This is a genomic window from Microbacterium timonense (assembly GCF_900292075.1).
In the GTDB taxonomy this organism is placed as follows: Bacteria; Actinomycetota; Actinomycetes; order Actinomycetales; family Microbacteriaceae; genus Microbacterium; species Microbacterium timonense.
The window spans coordinates 513,524-529,837 of the sequence record NZ_OLMV01000002.1; the positions used below are offsets into that span (position 1 = coordinate 513,524).

The 16,314-nt window shown below is 70.2% G+C and carries 14 protein-coding genes; 5 read left to right on the forward strand and 9 right to left on the reverse strand.

All coding sequences use genetic code 11. The features are described 5' to 3' along the window. Window positions 1-68 precede the first annotated feature (68 nt). A complete protein-coding gene (locus C9992_RS08245; protein WP_146145312.1) occupies window positions 69-1,037 on the forward strand; it encodes a hypothetical protein in 969 nt (322 codons plus the stop codon). A gap of 135 nt (window positions 1,038-1,172) precedes the next feature. Here C9992_RS08245 and C9992_RS08250 read toward each other — a convergent pair whose 3' ends face one another. From C9992_RS08250 to C9992_RS08275, 6 genes are all read right to left on the reverse strand, one after another. Beyond that, the gene (locus C9992_RS08250; protein WP_106815087.1) at window positions 1,173-2,159 is read right to left on the reverse strand and encodes a carbohydrate ABC transporter permease; all 987 of its coding nucleotides are present in this window, start codon (window positions 2,157-2,159) and stop codon (window positions 1,173-1,175) included. After that, window positions 2,156-3,127, reverse strand: coding sequence for a carbohydrate ABC transporter permease (locus C9992_RS08255; protein WP_200826262.1), 972 nt, complete (start codon window positions 3,125-3,127; stop codon window positions 2,156-2,158). Before C9992_RS08255 ends, C9992_RS08250 begins: the two co-directional genes overlap by 4 nt. Window positions 3,128-3,367: 240 nt before the next feature. Next, window positions 3,368-4,738, reverse strand: coding sequence for an ABC transporter substrate-binding protein (locus C9992_RS08260; RefSeq protein ID WP_106815088.1), 1,371 nt, complete (start codon window positions 4,736-4,738; stop codon window positions 3,368-3,370). Between the two features lie 29 nt (window positions 4,739-4,767). After that, window positions 4,768-6,525 (reverse strand): glycoside hydrolase family 13 protein, encoded by a 1,758-nt coding sequence (locus C9992_RS08265; protein ID WP_106815089.1) that lies wholly within the window; start codon window positions 6,523-6,525, stop codon window positions 4,768-4,770. 616 nt (window positions 6,526-7,141) lie between these two features. Further along, the gene (locus C9992_RS08270) at window positions 7,142-8,149 is read right to left on the reverse strand and encodes a LacI family DNA-binding transcriptional regulator (RefSeq protein ID WP_106815090.1); all 1,008 of its coding nucleotides are present in this window, start codon (window positions 8,147-8,149) and stop codon (window positions 7,142-7,144) included. Window positions 8,150-8,295: 146 nt separating this feature from the next. Next, complete coding sequence (locus tag C9992_RS08275; RefSeq protein ID WP_106815091.1) at window positions 8,296-9,282, reverse strand: aldo/keto reductase; 987 nt, start codon at window positions 9,280-9,282, stop codon at window positions 8,296-8,298. 116 nt (window positions 9,283-9,398) lie between these two features. Here C9992_RS08275 and C9992_RS08280 point away from each other — a divergent pair, with 116 nt between their 5' ends. Together C9992_RS08280 and C9992_RS08285 are read left to right on the forward strand one after the other, a co-directional pair. Further along, a complete protein-coding gene (locus C9992_RS08280; RefSeq protein WP_106815092.1) occupies window positions 9,399-10,040 on the forward strand; it encodes an NADPH-dependent F420 reductase in 642 nt (213 codons plus the stop codon). A gap of 60 nt (window positions 10,041-10,100) precedes the next feature. Next, window positions 10,101-11,186 (forward strand): LLM class flavin-dependent oxidoreductase, encoded by a 1,086-nt coding sequence (locus tag C9992_RS08285; RefSeq protein WP_106815093.1) that lies wholly within the window; start codon window positions 10,101-10,103, stop codon window positions 11,184-11,186. 30 nt (window positions 11,187-11,216) lie between these two features. Here C9992_RS08285 and C9992_RS08290 read toward each other — a convergent pair whose 3' ends face one another. Both C9992_RS08290 and pheA read right to left on the reverse strand, forming a co-directional pair. After that, on the reverse strand, window positions 11,217-11,663 hold the full coding sequence (locus tag C9992_RS08290) for a pyridoxamine 5'-phosphate oxidase family protein (RefSeq protein WP_106815094.1): 447 nt from the start codon (window positions 11,661-11,663) through the stop codon (window positions 11,217-11,219). Beyond that, complete coding sequence (pheA, locus tag C9992_RS08295; RefSeq protein WP_200826263.1) at window positions 11,660-12,640, reverse strand: prephenate dehydratase; 981 nt, start codon at window positions 12,638-12,640, stop codon at window positions 11,660-11,662. The genes C9992_RS08290 and pheA overlap by 4 nt, the downstream gene beginning before the upstream one ends. Window positions 12,641-12,974: 334 nt before the next feature. On the opposite strand from pheA, the gene pgm reads away from it, so the two are divergent. Continuing rightward, complete coding sequence (gene pgm, locus C9992_RS08300) at window positions 12,975-14,618, forward strand: phosphoglucomutase (alpha-D-glucose-1,6-bisphosphate-dependent) (RefSeq protein WP_106815096.1); 1,644 nt, start codon at window positions 12,975-12,977, stop codon at window positions 14,616-14,618. A gap of 172 nt (window positions 14,619-14,790) precedes the next feature. On the opposite strand, the gene C9992_RS08305 is transcribed toward pgm, so the two are convergent. After that, window positions 14,791-15,069 (reverse strand): GlsB/YeaQ/YmgE family stress response membrane protein, encoded by a 279-nt coding sequence (locus C9992_RS08305; RefSeq protein ID WP_106815097.1) that lies wholly within the window; start codon window positions 15,067-15,069, stop codon window positions 14,791-14,793. Window positions 15,070-15,317: 248 nt separating this feature from the next. On the opposite strand from C9992_RS08305, the gene C9992_RS08310 reads away from it, so the two are divergent. Further along, complete coding sequence (locus tag C9992_RS08310; RefSeq protein WP_106815098.1) at window positions 15,318-16,232, forward strand: DUF6807 domain-containing protein; 915 nt, start codon at window positions 15,318-15,320, stop codon at window positions 16,230-16,232. The last annotated feature ends 82 nt before the right edge of the window (window positions 16,233-16,314 follow it).

A 16,314-nucleotide genomic window follows, 5' to 3' on the forward strand; every position in this document is an offset into this window, starting at 1 on the left:
GGCGCGGGTTGTCCACGAGAGTCGCCGCCCGGCACGGCATCGGGGTGAGGGTTCGCGACGATCGGGCGATGCGACGTCCACGCGCTCTTCCGCCGGAACTGTTCCGCACGCACTTCACAAGGGAGCGGGGGCGGGCGCATGGTGTCGGCGACGCGCGGATGCGGCGCAGCGACCTGGGCTCACCGTTCCGCGGGATCCGCAGCCCGATCTCATCGCCGGCGCTGCTCTCGCTCAGCGACGCCGAAGCCGCCGATGACTACTGGGGCGAGTTGCGCGAGATCGCCCTGGCCCGAGCCGAAGCGTTCCGGCTGATCATGAGTGACAGGGCCGCGCTGAGTCACGGCACGGCGGCGCGATGGCACGGGATGCCGCTGCCCGCGCGCCTCGAGAAGGATCTGCGTGTGCACATCTCCACGTCCACACGGCAGGCGCGGCCGCGGCGCGCCGGCGTCGTGGCGCACTTCGCCCCGCGCGACCTGGTGACCGCCGTCGAACGGGACGGTCTCCGGGTCACCTCGCCGGTGCAGACGTGGTGCGCGTTGGCCTCCGTATTGACGGTGGACGAACTGGTGGCTCTCGGCGACCACCTGGTCCGGCGACGCAGCCCGGACGCGACCCTCGAGCAGCTGCGGACAGCGGTGCGCAGATCCGCCGGCCGCCACGGATCCCCGAGGCTGCGCGAGGCTGTGGAGCTGATCCGGCCGCGCACGGACTCCGTCCGCGAGTCCTCGGTGCGTCTGGCGCTGGTCGCCGCAGGTCTCCCCGAGCCGGAGGTGAACGCTCCGCTTCACGACCGCTATGGCATGTTCATCCGCCACGGCGACCTCGCATACCCCCGCTACCGCGTGCTGGTGGAATACGACGGCGAGCAGCATCGACTCGACGACCTTCAGTACCTCCGCGACAAGGAGCAACTCGAGCGACTGGAGGCCGCCGGCTGGCGCGTCATCCACGTGCTGCGGCACCACGCGGACGACCTGCACGAGGCCGTCGCGCGTGTCCGGCAGGCGTTGATGGATGCCGGCTGGCATCCCTGATCGAGGAGGCCCGTCCGCCCTGTTCGCCCGCCGCCGCGCCCCTTCTCCCTCCGTTTGTGCGAAGAACACGCCGTGAACGCGGCGCCGAAAACGGCGTGTTCTCCGCACAAACCGCAGAGAAGAGAGGAGGAGGGGTCAGCCCTTGACTGCACCGCCGAGGCCGGCGGACCGCAGGAACACGGACTGGAACAGCAGGAACATCGCGATCGGGATGAGGGTGGCGATCGCGAGGGCTGCGAGGAAGACGTCGAGCTCGGTCTGCGACTGCACGGCCGGGAGCCGCACCGACAGCGGCTGCACGGCCGGGTCGGGAAGCACCAGCATCGGCCAGAGATAGTCCTTCCACGCTGCGATGATCGCGAACACCGACACGACACCGAGGATCGGCTTCGACATCGGCAGCACGATCGACCAGAACAGCCGGAACGGACCGGCGCCGTCGGTCTTGGCCGCTTCGAACACCTCCCGCGGCAGGTTGTCGAAGAACCGCTTGACCAAGAGGATGTTGAACGCGTTCGCGGCCATCGGCAGCCAGACGGCCAGGTAGTTGTTGAGCAGGCTCGCGTCGGCCCCGAGCAACGGCGGCCGCACGATCGTCAGATACAGCGGCACGAGCAGCACGATGCCCGGGATGAACAGCGTCGCCAGCACCAGCGCGTTGAGGATCGGCGCGTACTTCGGCCGCAGCACCGACAGCGCGTAGCCGGCCGTCGTCGCGATGAACAGCTGCGCGAACCATGCCCCGGCGGCGAGGACGATCGTGTTGAAGAAGTACTGGTCGATGTGGATGTCGTTCCAGGCGATCGACAGGTTCTGCCAGTCGATCCCGTTCGGCCACAGCGCGAACGGCTGCTGCAGGGTGTCCTGTGTCGGAGTGACGGCGGACTTCGCCAGCCACAGGATCGGCCCCAGGCCCGCGATCACCAGCGAGACGAAGAGGAAGACGTGGGTCACCGACATCCCGAACCGGGTTCCGGGGCGTCGGCGCTCGGATGACGAGACGATCGTGCGCTCGGCGAGATCGTCGACGGACTCGCGCTTGCGTCCGCCGCCCGGGTTGCGGCGCGACAGCCAGCCGCGCAGACCCTCGCGACGCTCGGCGTTCGTGATCGTCGACATCATGAGGTGCTCCAGCGGTTGGTGAGCTTGAAGTACAGCCACGACAGGATCGCGAGCACGATCGCGAGCAGCACCGACACTGCGGTGGCCTCGCCGTAGTCGCCGCCCAGGCTGTTGCGGAACGCCTTGTCGTAGATGTACAGCAGGATCGTCTTGGTCGCCCCCGCCGGTCCGCCGCCGGTGAAGAGGAACGGCTCGAGGAACACCTGCGCGGTCGCGATGATCTGCAGGATCAGCATGATGAAGAGGATGCCGCGCAGCTGAGGCAGCGTGACGTGCCACACCTTCCGCCAGATCCCGGCGCCGTCGACCTCCGCCGCGTCGTACAGCTCCGGCGGCACCGACAGCAACGCCGCGAGGTAGATGATGATCGAGCCGCCCGCCGCCGCCCAGGTGGCCTCGAGCACGAGCGAGGGCATGGCCTGCACCGCCGACGAGATCCACGGCTGCGGCGGGATGCCGAACCACCCGAGCACGGTGTTGAAGACGCCCGACGGGTCGGCGCTGTAGAAGAACTTCCACAGCAGCACTGCGACGACCGGCGGAATGACCACGGGGAGGTAGGCCAGTGCCGAGTACAGCCCCTTGCCGCGGCGCACCTCGCTCATGAGCACCGCGACGAACAGCGGCAGCGGGAACCCGAACAGCAGCGCCAGGACCGCGAAGTAGACCGTGTTTATCACGGCCCGCCCCAGCTGCGGGTCCGTCAGCACCGCGAGGTAGTTGTCGAGGCCGACCCACTCCGAGACGAGCAGGTTCGTCTTCTGCAGGCTCATGATCACTGACTGCACGATCGGGGACCACGAGAAGAAGAAGAACACGAACACCATCGGCAGCACGAACAACAGGTTCGCCAGGCCTCCCCCGCGGTACCAGGTGAGCGGGGAGCGCCGCCCGCGCCGACGTTCCGGCGGGGCGAGCGGAGGGACGGATGCCTCGGCGGCGGGTCGCTCCGGGAGGGTCGCGGTCATCGTGGGCCTTTGCTGTGGTTCGGGCGTTTCGGGCGTTTCGGGCGTTTCGTCTCGCTCGCTGCGCTCGCTCGCTCAACGACCGGGGGGCTCGGGGCGTTTCGTCTCGCTCGCCCAACGACCGAACCCCCGGTCGTTGAGCGAGCGAAGCGAGACGAAACGCGCTCGCTCAGCGCGAGTCTCCGCGAGACGAAACGCGCTCGCTCAGCGCGAGTCTCCGCGAGACGAAACGCGCTCGCCTGGTTACTCGTCGAGCAGAGCCTGGGCGTCGGTCTGGGCCTGGGCGAGGAGAGCGTCGATGTCGGCGTTCTCGTCGGTGAGGACCGTCTGGACAACCGTGTCGAGGAGAGCGTAGACCTCCTGGGTCTTGGCCTTGGGCTCACCCACCGGCGTCTGGTCCCAGATGCTCTCGATGAAGGGCGTCATCTGGTCGCGCGGCACGTTGATGTACGGCTCGATCCACGTGAGCGACTCCTCGTACAGCTCGCGGCTCAGCACCGGCAGCACCGGCGTGCCGACGGCCTGGTCGGACTCCGCGAGGGTCTTCGCGTCCTGAGCGGCGGCATCCTCGTCCAGCAGCTTCTGCATGTAGTACCAGTCGATCCAGGTGACCGCGGCCTCCTTCGTCGCGTCGTCGACGGCCGGGCTGATCACCGCGATGTCGCCGCCGCCGAGGGTGCCCGGGTCGTCGCCTTCGACCGGCACCACGCCGAGTCCGTAGACCGCGGGGTCGAGGCCGAAGTCGCGCACGAGAGCGGTGTAGACGTCGGAGCCCGAGGTGTACATGCCGATGTTGCCGGCCGCGAACTCCTGGTTGATGGTGCCCCAGTCGAGGTCGACCTTGGCGCCGAAGGAGTCGTCCTCCCACTTCAGGTCGTGCAGGAACTGCAACGCCGCCTTCGTCGCCTCGTTGTCGATCGTGGACTCGGCGGAGCCGTCCTCGTTGTCGACCTGGGTGCGGCCGCCGCGCGCGACGGTCTGCGCCGTCAGCTGCCAGCCGCCGGTGTTGTTGATGGCCATCTGCGCGTAGCCGGCCTTGCCGGTGGCATCGTGGATCTGCTTGGCGTACTCGCGCACCTCATCCCACGTCGCCGGAGGCTGGTCGGGGTCCAGCCCCGCCTGCTCGAACAGGTCGCGGTTGTAGTGCAGGCCCATGGCATAGGCCTGCCGCGGGAAGCCGTAGATGTTGCCGTCGGCGTCCTTGACGCCGTCGAGGATGATGGGGTTGAAGCTGTCTTCGTACCCCAGCTCCTTGACCTCCGCGGTGACGTCCATGAGCTGGCCGTTCTCCATCAGCGTCTTGGAGTCGGTGAAGGGCACGGTGAACACGTCGGGAAGGCTGCCGCCGGCCAGCTGCACGGCGAACGTCGGCCCCTCCCACTCGTACTCGACACCGATGATGTCGATGTCGGGGTGCTCCTTCTCGAACTGCTTCTCCTGTTCGGCGAACGCCGTGTAGGCCGCCTCGTCGGCGCCGGGCGGGAACGTCGCGACGCGCAGCTCGACCTTGCCGTCCTCGCCGCTGTCGCCGCCGGCCGCCGAGCAGCCGACGAGCGCGCCGACGGTCGCCACGGTGGCGACACCGGCGAGCAGGACCCTTGCTGGTGACTTCATCGTCTTTCCTTTCTGAGGGGAGCCTCGCGTCAGCCTCTCGACGCGGGCGGCTCCGTGGTGGTGATGCGGGGGGTGGAGTCGGTGGATCGGGATGCCGCGGCATCCATCCGCAGCCATGCCGCGGCGTTGCCGGGCAGTCTGCCCGACTCGTCGAGGGGCGTGCTGGACAGCAGCACCGAGGCATCCGGCGGCAGCGGCACGGAGGCGTCGCCGGTGTTGACCAGGCACGCGAAGCGCTCCCCGCGTCGGAACGCGAGCACGTCGGGGGCGGAGGCGGCCCCGCTCGGGAGGGCGTCCCACCACTCCAGTGGGCCGTCTCCCAGCTCGGGGAGTTGCCGCCGCAGGTGCAGCAGGCGACGGTAGAGGTTGAGGGTGGATCCCGGATCGGCGGCCTGCGCCTGGACCGTGAGGGTGCGCCACGCCTCGGGCTGCGGCAGCCAGGTGCGGGCGCGGCCGGGGCTGAACCCGAACGGCGCAGCGTCGCCCGACCACGGCAGTGGCACACGGCATCCGTCCCGGCCCGGATCGATGCCGCCGGACCGGTAATGCATCGGGTCCTGGATCAGCTCTCGCGGCAGGTCCTCCACCTCGGGAAGTCCCAGCTCGTCGCCCTGGTAGATGTACAGGCTGCCCGGAAGCGCCGCGACCAGGAGCGCCGCTGCGCGGGCCCGGTGCAGCCCCAGCTCGGGGTCGGTCGGCACACCGAAGCGCTTCTTGAGGAATGCGAACGCGGTGTCCTCCCGGCCGTAGCGGGTGACCGGCCGTGTGACGTCGTGATTGCTCAGCACCCACGTGCTCGGGGCGCCCACCGGCGCATGGGCGGCGAGGGTCTGCTCGATCGACTCTCGGAAGGATGCCGCGCCCCACGGCCGCGCGAGGAAGTCGAAGTTGAACGCGGTGTGCATCTCGTCGGGGCGCAGGTAGTTGGTGAACCGCACGATGTCGGGCACCCAGATCTCGCCGACGAGCACCCGGGTACCGGGGTACGAGTCCGCGATCGCCCTCCAGGCGCGGTAGACGTCGTGCAGCTCGTCGCGATCCTCAGTGGGGTGCTGACCAGGGCCCTGCTTCTCACCGACCTCGGGCAGGTCGGGGTCTTTGATGAGCAGCGCTGCCGAGTCGATCCGCACGCCGGCGACGCCCCGGTCGAACCAGAACCGCAGGATGTCCTCGTGCTCGCGGCGCACATCGGGGTGGTTCCAGTTCAGGTCGGGCTGCTCGGGAGTGAACATGTGCAGGTACCACTCCCCCGGCGTCCCGTCGGGGTTGGTCGTGCGCGTCCAGGTCTCACCCTGGAAGCTCGAAACCCAGTGCGTCGGGATCTCGTCGCCGTTCTCGCCCTTGCCGGGGTGGAACCAGAAGCGCTCGCGCTCGGGGCTGCCGGGACCGGCGGCCAGCGCTGCCTGGAACCACGGGTGCTGATCCGAGATGTGGTTGGGCACGACGTCGATGATCGTGCGGATGCCGAGGGCCAGGGCATCCTGGATCAACAGCTCGGCCTCTTCGAGCGTGCCGAAGCGCGGGTCGATGTCGCGGTAGTCCTGCACGTCGTAGCCGCCGTCGGCCATGGGGCTCGGGTACCACGGGTTGAACCAGATCGCGTCGACGCCGAGGTCCTTGAGATAGCCGAGGCGTGCCCGCACGCCCGCGAGGTCGCCGGTGCCGTCGCCGTTGCCGTCCGCGAAACTGCGGACGTACACCTGGTAGATGACGGCCGACCGCCACCACAGCGGATCGTCGCTCGCAGGCACCGCGCGCTCGGCGCGGGTGAGGACCTCGGTGTCCACGTGACTCCTCGTCGTCGTTGGAAGGACTCGATAGGGAGAATGTACGTGGCGCCATGCTCTTTGCGCAAGTCCGCGACGATTTTACGCAAGATCTCGATGACGCTCGTCCTGTCGTCACCCGCTCTCACCCCTCGCCCTCCTTTCCGTTTGTGCGGAGAACACGCCGCGATCCCGCACCCCGTAACGGCGTGTTCTCCGCACAAACCGAGCTTGGGGGACGAGCACGGCGGTGCACCGCAGGGTCCGAGGGTGCGGATGCCGCGGGCGGGCGTCCCCGGCCTCGGCGGGGTGCGGGGCGCTGCCGGTCGCCGGCCGCGCGGCGGGGCGCAGCCGGTCCGTAGCTGCGCGGCGTGCTTCTGGTCCCCGGTCGCGCGGCGTGCTGCCGCTCATGGCCGCGCGGCGTGCGGCCGCTCCCGGCCGCGCGGCATGCTGCCGCTCCCGGCCGCGGCGTGCTGCCGCTCCCGGCCGCGCGGCGTGCGGCGTCAGGCGGCGGCATCCATCTTGATGTCCCGATTTCGCTCACAAGAAGCTTCGGAAAGCGCTGACATCGGGACATGACAGCACGAAAGTGGGACGCGCCGGCCAGCCGAGGGGCGGCAGGGACGCGGGCAGCGGGTCAGCGGGCGGCAGGACCCGTCGAGGCCCGCAACACCAGCTCGGGCTCGAACAGCAGCTCGTCGCCGGCTTCGGTCGTGCCGGCGATCTGCGAGAGCAGCAGGTCGATCACCGTGCGGCCCATCGACTCGATCGGCTGGCGCACCGTCGTCAGCGGCGGCTCGGTGCAGCTCATGAGGAAGGAGTCGTCGAACCCGACCACGCTCACGTCGTCGGGCACGCGCAGGCCGGCGCGGCGAGCGGCGCGGACGGCACCCAGCGCGAGCGGGTCGCTGGCGCACACGACGGCCGTCGCTCCCCCCGCGAAGAGACGGGATGCCCCGGCCTGGCCGGATTCGAGCGAGTAGAGGCCGCGCACCACCAGGGCGTCATCGAGCGGCGAGCCCAGGCGCTCCAGCAGGGGGCGCGCGGCGGCGAGCTTGCGCTGCGACGGGATGTGGTCCAGGGGCCCGAGAAGCATCCCGATGCGGCGATGGCCCAACTGGTGCAGGTGCTGGATGGCCTGCTCGGCGGCGGCGCCGTCATCGGTGGAGACGGTCGCGAAGTCCAGCGACGGGATGCGGGCATTCACCAGGACCGTGGGCAGGTTCACCTGCCGGAGCCGGTCGTAGTGCTCGTGCGCCGCGTCGGCCTGACTGTAGTTGCCGCCGAGGAAGATGACGCCCGACACCTGCTGCTGCAGCAGGAGATCGACGTAGTCGGACTCGGTGATCCCGCCCGCGTTCTGCGTGCACAGCAAGGGCGTGTAGCCGTTCTGCGTCAGCCCGCCGCCGATGATCTCGGCCAGCGCCGGGAAGATCGGGTTCTGCAGCTCCGGGAGGACCAGTCCGACGAGCCGGGCACGCTCACCGCGGAGTTTCGTGGGGCGCTCGTAGCCGAGCACGTCCAGGGCGGTGAGCACGGCCTGCCGCGTCGCCTCCGACACCCCGGGCTTGTCGTTGAGCACACGGCTCACCGTGGCTTCGCTCACTCCGACCTTGCGCGCCACCTCGGCCAGACGCTTCGACATGCGCTCAGTGTATGCAAGAACTTGCAGGATTGCGCAAGTCAGCGCAAGTCAGCGCATCGCAGGGCACCAGCGCACGTCCACGCACGCCACGCGCCGCGCACCGGCCGCGTCAGACGCAACCCAGCCCTGCGCGCGTCAAGCGGCACTCACCAGGCGTACGCCTCCGGGGCCTGGCCGCCGGGGCCGGGGAAGAGCTCGTCGAGTGCTTCCAGGTCCTCGTCCGCGAGCCGGATGTCCAGCGCCGACACCGCCGACTCCAGCTGCTCGACCGTGCGAGGCCCGATGATCGGACCGGTGACGCCGGGCTGGTGCAGCAGCCAGGCCAGACCGAGGGCCGACGGCGTCCATCCCCGTTCCTGCGCGAATCGCTCGTAAGCCTCCAGCTGCTCCCGGCGCTCTGCGCGCTGCGCTGTCACCCGCTCGGATGCCGAGCGCGCCTTCGCGTCGGACGATCCGCCGCTGAGCAGACCGCCGGCCAGCGGCGACCACGGCAGGATTCCCAGACCGTAGTGCTGCGCGGCCGGGATGACCTCGAGCTCGATGGAGCGCTGCGTGAGGTTGTACAGGGACTGCTCGCTCACCAGCCCGAGGAAGTGCCGCCGCGTGGCGATCTCGTTGGCCTGGGCGATGTTCCACGCCGCGAAGTTCGAGCTCCCGGTGTAGACGACCTCCCCCTTGGCGACGAGCACCTCCATCGACTGCCAGAGCTCCTCCCACGGGATGTGCCGGTCGATGTGGTGGAACTGGTACAGGTCGATGCGATCGGTCTGCAGACGCCGCAGCGAGCCGATCGCCTCGCGTCGCACCTGCCACGCGGACGCACCGCGAGCGTTGACGACGTCGCCATGGGGCGTGGGGTCGACCATCGGCGAGTGGACCTTCGTCGCGAGCACGATGTCGTCGCGCACACCCGGGCGGGCGGCGAACCATCGCCCGATGATCTCCTCGGTCGCGCCCCGGCCACCCGCGCCGCCGTAGCCGTTGGCAGTGTCGATGAAGTTCACGCCGAGCTCCAGTGCCCGGTCCAGGATGGCGAACGAGTCCTCCTCCGAGGTGCGGTCTCCGAAGTTCATCGTGCCGAGCACGATCCGCGAGACGGAGGTGCCGGTTCGTCCGAGATGCACATAGTCCATGCCCACATCGTCACACGGCGCCGCACCGACGCGGGCCGTATCGCGAAAACGCTTCCCGAGGACTTCGCCCACACGATGCCGGAATGGGATGCCGCGCTGCACGGTTGAGGGCAGGCATGACGACGATCGGAATCATCGGTGCAGGACACATCGGCAGCGCGCTCGCCCGCGCCTTCTCAGGACTCGGCTACGACGTCGTGATCTCGAACTCGCGCGGACCCGAGAGTCTGCAGGATCTCGTCGCCGAGCTCGGCCCGAAGGTCTCCGCGGCGAGCGCCTACGACGCGGCCGCAGCCGGGGACATCGCCGTGGTGACCGTGCCACTGCGCGCGCTCAGGGACGTGCCCGTCGAGCCGTTGGCCGGCAAGATCGTGCTCGACACCAACAACTACTACTTCGAGCGCGACGGCCACATCGACGCCCTCGACCGCGGCGAGACCACGACGTCCGAGCTCGTTCAACAGCACCTGCCGGCCTCGAAGGTCGTGAAAGCGTTCAACCACATCCTCGCCGGCGACATCAACACGACGGGACTTCCCGCCGGCGCCCCCGACCGCCGGGCGCTCGGTACCGCGAGCGACTATCCCGAGGCGATCGAGTTCGTCACCGGGGTCTACGACGCCCTCGGGTTCGACACCGTGAACGCCGGCCCCCTCAGCGAGTCGTGGCGGCTGGAGCGCGACCGTCCCGCGTACGTGGCCCGGCAGACGGCAGACCAGCTTCGCGAGAACCTCGCCAAAGCCAACCGCCTCCCCTGATGCCCGCCGATCCGGTGTGATCCGGAATGCGGATGCCGGGGCGGCGGGTTGCACTCAACGATGAGCACCGCAACCCCCGCCCCGTCCTCACCGCCGGCCCTGTCCCTCTCGGTACTCGACCTGGTGCCGGTCCGCACCGGGCAGACGAGCGCCCAGGCGGTCGCGGCATCCTTGTCCGTCGTGGATGCGGCGGATCGACTCGGCTTCCGCCGGTACTGGTTCGCCGAGCACCACAACATGCCGGCGGTGGCGTCGACCACGCCGCCCGTGCTCGCCGCGGCGGCCGCTGCGCGGACGTCCCGCATTCGACTCGGCTCCGGCGGCGTGATGCTGCCGAATCACTCGCCGCTCGTTGTCGCCGAGCAGTTCGCCGCCCTCGAAGCACTGGCGCCCGGTCGCATCGACCTCGGAATCGGCCGGGCCCCCGGCTCGGACCCGGTCATCACCCAGCTGCTGCGTCAGAGTGGCACCACCAGCGACGTCGAGCGATTCCCTGATCACGTCCGCGACATCATGCGCCTGGTTGCGCCGGACGGTGCCGCGTTGCGCTTCACGTCGGGCGGCACCTATGACGTGCACGCGACCCCCGCCGCGACCTCCACCCCCGAGGTGTGGCTTCTAGGTTCGAGCGACTACTCCGCCCAGCTGGCGGCCGCCCTCGGCCTGCCCTATGTCTTCGCCAACCACTTCTCCGGCGAGGGACTCGAACGAGCGCTCGAGCTGTACCGCACCACCTTCCAGCCGTCCGAGACGCTCGACGCGCCCCGGACGTTCCTCACCGCCAACGTTCTGGTCGCCCCGACGCAGGAAGAGGCCGACGCCCGCGCACTCCCCAACCTGCGCATGACCGCCCGGCTGCGGACCAACCGTCCTCTCATCCCGCTCGAGACCGTCGAGACGTCGATCGCCGGCGCGGCGGAGTTCGCGGGCCTCGGCGAGAGCTTCATGGCGTCGGCGCGGGCGAAGTGGTTCGTCGGCACACCGGCGGCCGTGGCATCCGATCTTCGCGCGTTCGCGGAGCGGCACGGCGTCGACGAGGTCATGATCTCGCCGATCGCGGGCTCCTACGAGGACGAGCCGATGGATGCCGCGCCCGGCCGTCTGCAGACGCTGGAGCTTCTGGCCGCCGAACTGTCCGGCAGCTGACGCGTTCGCTCCGCCACGCTCGGCAGCTCGTCACCAGGCGATGAGCTTGCGGGGCGTGACCTCGATGAGCACGGAATACCGGTCGGCCATCGTGGCCGTCGTGAGTCCCAGCCGCTGGAGCCACGCGTCGTACTTCGCCGTATAGGCGTCGCCGATCCGGCCCACCCACGCGCTCGACGGCTCCGGCGAGATCGCGGCCACACCGCGCAGCACCGTGAGCTGCTCGCCATCGTGCCCGGCCTCCAGGTGGAGCAGGACGCGGTCGTCGGCGCGGAGATTGCGCACCTTCGCCGTCTCGGGCTCGCTCATGATGAGCGCCCGGCCGTCGTTCCAGAGGAACCAGATGGGAACGGCGTGCGGATAGCCATCGCGGCCGTTGGTGCCGAGCCACGCCACCTGCTCCGACTCCAGCCGGCGCAGCGCGCGGGCATGGACGGCGTTCGCGGGATCGAAGGCGAAGGCCGCGGCATCCGTCATTCCTGCGTCTCCGGCTCGCCCGACAGCAGCCCGCGCAGCCAGTCGCGCGCCTCGACGAACACGTCGTCGGCGTAGCGCTCCGGATAGTGCACGACGGCGCGATCGGCGCGCGGGTACGACCCGAGGAAGGTGACGCGCGGGCTGAACCGGCGAAGGCCCAGGAGCGCGTCGGCCATGCGCTCGTCCTGCAGGTGCCCGTCCGCGTCGACGACGAACCGGTACCGGCCCAGCTCGTCGCCGATGGGCCGCGACGCGAGCAGCGAGAGGTTGATGCCGCGGGTGGCGAACTGCTCGAGCATCTCGAGCAGGGCGCCGGGGTGGTCATCGGGCAGCTCGACGATGAGCGACGTCTTGTCGGCGCCGGTCGGCGGCGGCGGCGGGACGGTCCGGCTCACGAGCACGAACCGGGTCACCGCGTTGGCGTTGTCGCCGATGTTCGAGGCGAGCAGCTCGAGCTCGTGATGCTCGAGGATGCCGGGCGGCGCGATCGCGGCATCCGCGTCGCTCGTCCCGTCCAGCAGGCTCATCGCACTCGCGACGTTGCTCGGGGCCGGCACATGGGCGTGCGCGGGCAGCTCGCTGGTCAGCCACTGCAGGCACTGCGCGTAGGCGACGGGATGCGCGGCGATCAGCGACACGTCTTCCAGGCGAGCGCCGGGCCGGCCGACGAGCACGAACTCCACGGGGACGAGGTACTCCCCGACGATCCGGAGGCCCGGCACAGTGGCCAGTGCGTCCTGCGCGGTCGACACACCTCCGTCGACGGAGTTCTCGATCGCGATCATGGCCGCATCGGACCGGCCCTCGACGACGTCGGCGAGCGCCTCCCCGACGTTACGCACGGGACGCCACTCGTGTCCTCGCGCCTCCGGGACCTGGGCGAGCGCGGCCTCGGTGAACGTGCCGGCGGGCCCCAGGTAGCTGTATGTGCGGCGGACAGGTGCGGGAGCCTCGACGGCGTCGACCTCGGAAGTCACGCGTGCCAGCCTATTGCGCATCTGCCGGCCCCGGGCTTGCGATCCCCTCCCCCGGCCTCCCCAGCGGCGGTTTGTGCCCGCCCGTGTCCTCGCCCGGGGCGGTTTGTGCCCGCCCAGGACGATTTGTGCGGAGAACACGCCGTCACGGGTATCGGCATAACGGCGTGTTCTCCGCACAAACCGATCTCGGGACGACCTCGGGACGACCTCGGGACGATCTCGGGACGACCTCGGGCCGACCTCGGACGACCTCGGGACGACCTCGGGACGAAGGCGGGGCGGGAGCGGGCCGGGGCGGCGTGACCTGGGCGGCCATCCGGGGCAGACTGGACGCATGACTCGCGCAGGACAGCCGGCCGAAGCATCCGACCTCATCGACATCGACGAGCTGATCGCGGCGTACTACGACGTCGTACCGGATCCGGGGGTCCCCGAGCAGCGGGTCGCGTTCGGCACCAGCGGCCACCGCGGCTCGTCGCTGACGGCGAGCTTCAACGAGACCCACATCCTCGCCACGACGCAGGCGATCGTCGACTACCGACGGGCGCAGGGCATCGAGGGGCCGCTGTTCCTGGGCCGGGACACGCACGGGCTCTCGCTGCCGGCCGAGCGCAGCGCCATCGAGGTGCTCGTCGCCAACGGCGTGGACGTGCGCGTCGACGCCCGCGACTCCTGGGTGCCCACGCCGGCGCTCAGCCACGCGATCCTCACCTACAACCGGGGGCGGGATGCCGCCGACCCGGGCCGCGCCGACGGCATCGTCGTGACGCCCAGCCACAACCCGCCGCGCGACGGCGGCTTCAAATACAACCCGCCCAACGGCGGCCCGGCCGACACCGACGCCACCGGCTGGATCGCGAACCGCGCCAACGAGCTGATCGCAGCGGGACTGGAGGGCGTGTCGCGCACTCCGTTCAAGGACCTCGACGGCGACAAGCTCGGCGAGTACGACTTCCGGGACGCCTACGTGCGCGATCTCGCGAACATCATCGATGTCGAGGCCATCCGTCGGGCGGGCGTGCGGATCGGAGCAGATCCGCTCGGCGGGGCGTCGGTGGAGTACTGGGCGCTCATCGCCGAGGTGCACGGCCTGGACCTCACGGTCGTGAACCCCGACGTCGACCCGACGTGGAGGTTCATGACCCTGGACTGGGACGAGAAGATCCGCATGGACCCGTCGTCGCCGTCGGCCATGGCGGGGCTCATCGGCCGCCGCCACGAGTACGACATCCTCACCGGCAACGACGCGGACGCCGACCGCCACGGCATCGTCACGCCGGACGCCGGGCTCATGAACCCCAACCACTACCTCGCCGTCGCGATCGACTACCTGTATTCGCATCGCCCCGACTGGCCCTCGGACGCGGCCGTCGGCAAGACGCTCGTGAGCTCGATGATCATCGACCGCGTCGCCCAGTCGCTGGATCGCCGGCTGCTGGAGGTGCCGGTCGGGTTCAAGTGGTTCGTGCCAGGCCTGCTGGACGGGTCCGTGGCCTTCGGCGGTGAGGAGTCGGCGGGTGCGTCGTTCCTGCGGTTCGACGGGAGCGTGTGGACCACCGACAAGGACGGCATCCTGCTCTGCCTGCTCGCCGCCGAGATCCTCGCGGTCACCGGCAAGACGCCGTCGCAGCGCTACGCTGAGCTCGAAGCCGAGTTCGGGTCCTCGGCCTACCAGCGGGTGGATGCCCCGGCATCCCCCGCCCAGAAGGCGGCGCTCGGAAAGCTGACGCCCGAGTCGGTCACCGCGACGGAGCTCGCGGGCGAGCCGATCACGGCGAAGCTGTCGCACGCGCCGGGCAACGGGGCGGCGATCGGAGGACTGAAGGTCCAGACCGAACACGCGTGGTTCGCCGCGCGCCCGTCGGGCACCGAGGACGTGTACAAGCTCTACGCCGAGTCGCTGCGCGGCCCCGAGCACCTGGCACAGGTGCAGGCCGAAGCGCGCGAGGTGGTCGCGCAGGCCATCGCCGACGCCTGACCCCCGACGCCTGACCCCCGACGCCTGACCCCCGACGCCTGACCCGCGACGCCTGACCCGCGGACACCGCTCGGATCACCTGAACCGCGCAACCGGTGGTCTGACGACAGCGAACCCGCACGCCGCAGCGTGCGGGTTCGCGTCTGTCCGGCCGATGACCGGAACGCCGGAATCAGCGGGCGACGCCGCGACGGCGGGTGAAGAGCACGTAGAGCCCGAGCACGATGATCGAGCCGAGGATCGACCCGATGATGCCCGAGGGCTGCAGGAAGCCGCCGTTGGGGTCGGCGCCGAAGAGCAGGTAGCCGAGGAATCCACCGACGAACGAGCCGACGATTCCGAGGACGATCGTCATCAGGATCCCCATGCTCTGCTTGCCCGGAATGAGGGCGCGAGCGATGAGTCCGGCGATGAGGCCGATGATGATCAGGCCGAGAATTGTCCAGAGCATGTTTTCCTCCCTTGCCTCCGGGGCGCCGCCGGGTGTGCGGGCCCTCTGAGATGCCGACGACGTTAGCGTGCAGCAGATTCCCGGCAGATCCCCCTACCCATCCGGCGCGCGGCGCGGTACATTTCCTCCCCGCGCCCGTCGGAGCCCTTGTCCCGAGGAGCCGACGACATCACCGCGCGCTGCTCTGATGCGCCGCCACCCGGGTGCGCGGCAAGCGTTTTCCGGAGAGTTGCGTCACAATTGGCGGCATGGCCGAACTCGCGCTCCGCAAGGACGACTCCGAGCTCACGATCTCGACCGGCGGTGTGGACATCGCTCGGTATGCGTTCGCGCCGGGGGGCGCCGCGTCCGAGGGACCCAAGCCGTTCTGGCACCCGTTGCGGACACTCGACGGCGCGCCGCTGACGGCGTTCCGCCCGTGGGATCATCGCTGGCACAAGGGGCTGCAGATGACGTGGACGCACGTCTCCGGCCAGAACTTCTGGGGCGGTCCCACCTTCCGGTCCGGCACTGGCTACCGCCAGCTCGACAACGTCGGTCGCATCCGGCACGAGGGCTTCGCAGCACCCCCGGCCGTCACCGCCGCGGACGTCTCGTTCACCGAGGGACTCACCTGGATCACGCGCGCCGGCGCCGCCTGGCTCGCCGAGACGCGCACTCACCGGCTCCACGGGGTCGACACGGAGCGCGGGCTCTGGATCCTCGACTTCTCGACCAGGCTCCGCAACATCGCCGGACACGATCTGGAGCTCGGCAGTCCCACGACGCAGGGCCGGCCGAACGCGGGCTACACCGGCCTGGTGCTCCGGATGCCGCGCGCCTGGACGGGCGGCCGGGTGCTGGCCGGCGGCGTCGACGACGAGGCAGGCGCGGATGCCGTCATGGGTCGGGAGGCGCCGTGGGTCGCGTTCTGGGGCGAGCATGACGAGTACGACGGCGGGGGCACCGTGCTCGCGTTCGCCGGCCGGTCATCCGGCATCCCCCCGATCCGGTGGTTCGTCCGCAGCGAGCCGTTCCCGATCCTGGCGCCCTCGCCGTCCTTCGACGAGCACATCCTGCTGGCGCCCGGTGACGAGCTCACGCTCATGCACCGGCACGTGTTCGGCGACCGCGTGTGGTCCGTCGCCGAGACACGGGAGCTCGCGGCGGAGTGGGCGCCGTGAACACGCCGCGCATCCCCCTCCCCGTCCGCAGCTCCGGCGCCCACCCCGGAAGACACCGCGCTCCGGCCGCAGAGACGAGCAA

Bases quoted from the DNA above. Each gene is read 5' to 3' on its own strand.
- C9992_RS08305 (WP_106815097.1), bottom strand. From the start codon at position 15,069: ATGCTCTGGACAATTCTCGGCCTGATCATCATCGGCCTCATCGCCGGA.
- C9992_RS08245 (WP_146145312.1), top strand. From the start codon at position 69: ATGCGACGTCCACGCGCTCTTCCGCCGGAACTGTTCCGCACGCACTTC.
- pgm (WP_106815096.1), top strand. From the start codon at position 12,975: ATGACTCGCGCAGGACAGCCGGCCGAAGCATCCGACCTCATCGACATC.
- C9992_RS08260 (WP_106815088.1), bottom strand. From the start codon at position 4,738: ATGAAGTCACCAGCAAGGGTCCTGCTCGCCGGTGTCGCCACCGTGGCG.
- C9992_RS08250 (WP_106815087.1), bottom strand. From the start codon at position 2,159: ATGATGTCGACGATCACGAACGCCGAGCGTCGCGAGGGTCTGCGCGGC.
- C9992_RS08275 (WP_106815091.1), bottom strand. From the start codon at position 9,282: ATGGACTATGTGCATCTCGGACGAACCGGCACCTCCGTCTCGCGGATC.
- C9992_RS08290 (WP_106815094.1), bottom strand. From the start codon at position 11,663: ATGACGGATGCCGCGGCCTTCGCCTTCGATCCCGCGAACGCCGTCCAT.
- C9992_RS08285 (WP_106815093.1), top strand. From the start codon at position 10,101: ATGAGCACCGCAACCCCCGCCCCGTCCTCACCGCCGGCCCTGTCCCTC.
- C9992_RS08310 (WP_106815098.1), top strand. From the start codon at position 15,318: ATGGCCGAACTCGCGCTCCGCAAGGACGACTCCGAGCTCACGATCTCG.
- C9992_RS08280 (WP_106815092.1), top strand. From the start codon at position 9,399: ATGACGACGATCGGAATCATCGGTGCAGGACACATCGGCAGCGCGCTC.
- C9992_RS08270 (WP_106815090.1), bottom strand. From the start codon at position 8,149: ATGTCGAAGCGTCTGGCCGAGGTGGCGCGCAAGGTCGGAGTGAGCGAA.
- C9992_RS08255 (WP_200826262.1), bottom strand. From the start codon at position 3,127: ATGACCGCGACCCTCCCGGAGCGACCCGCCGCCGAGGCATCCGTCCCT.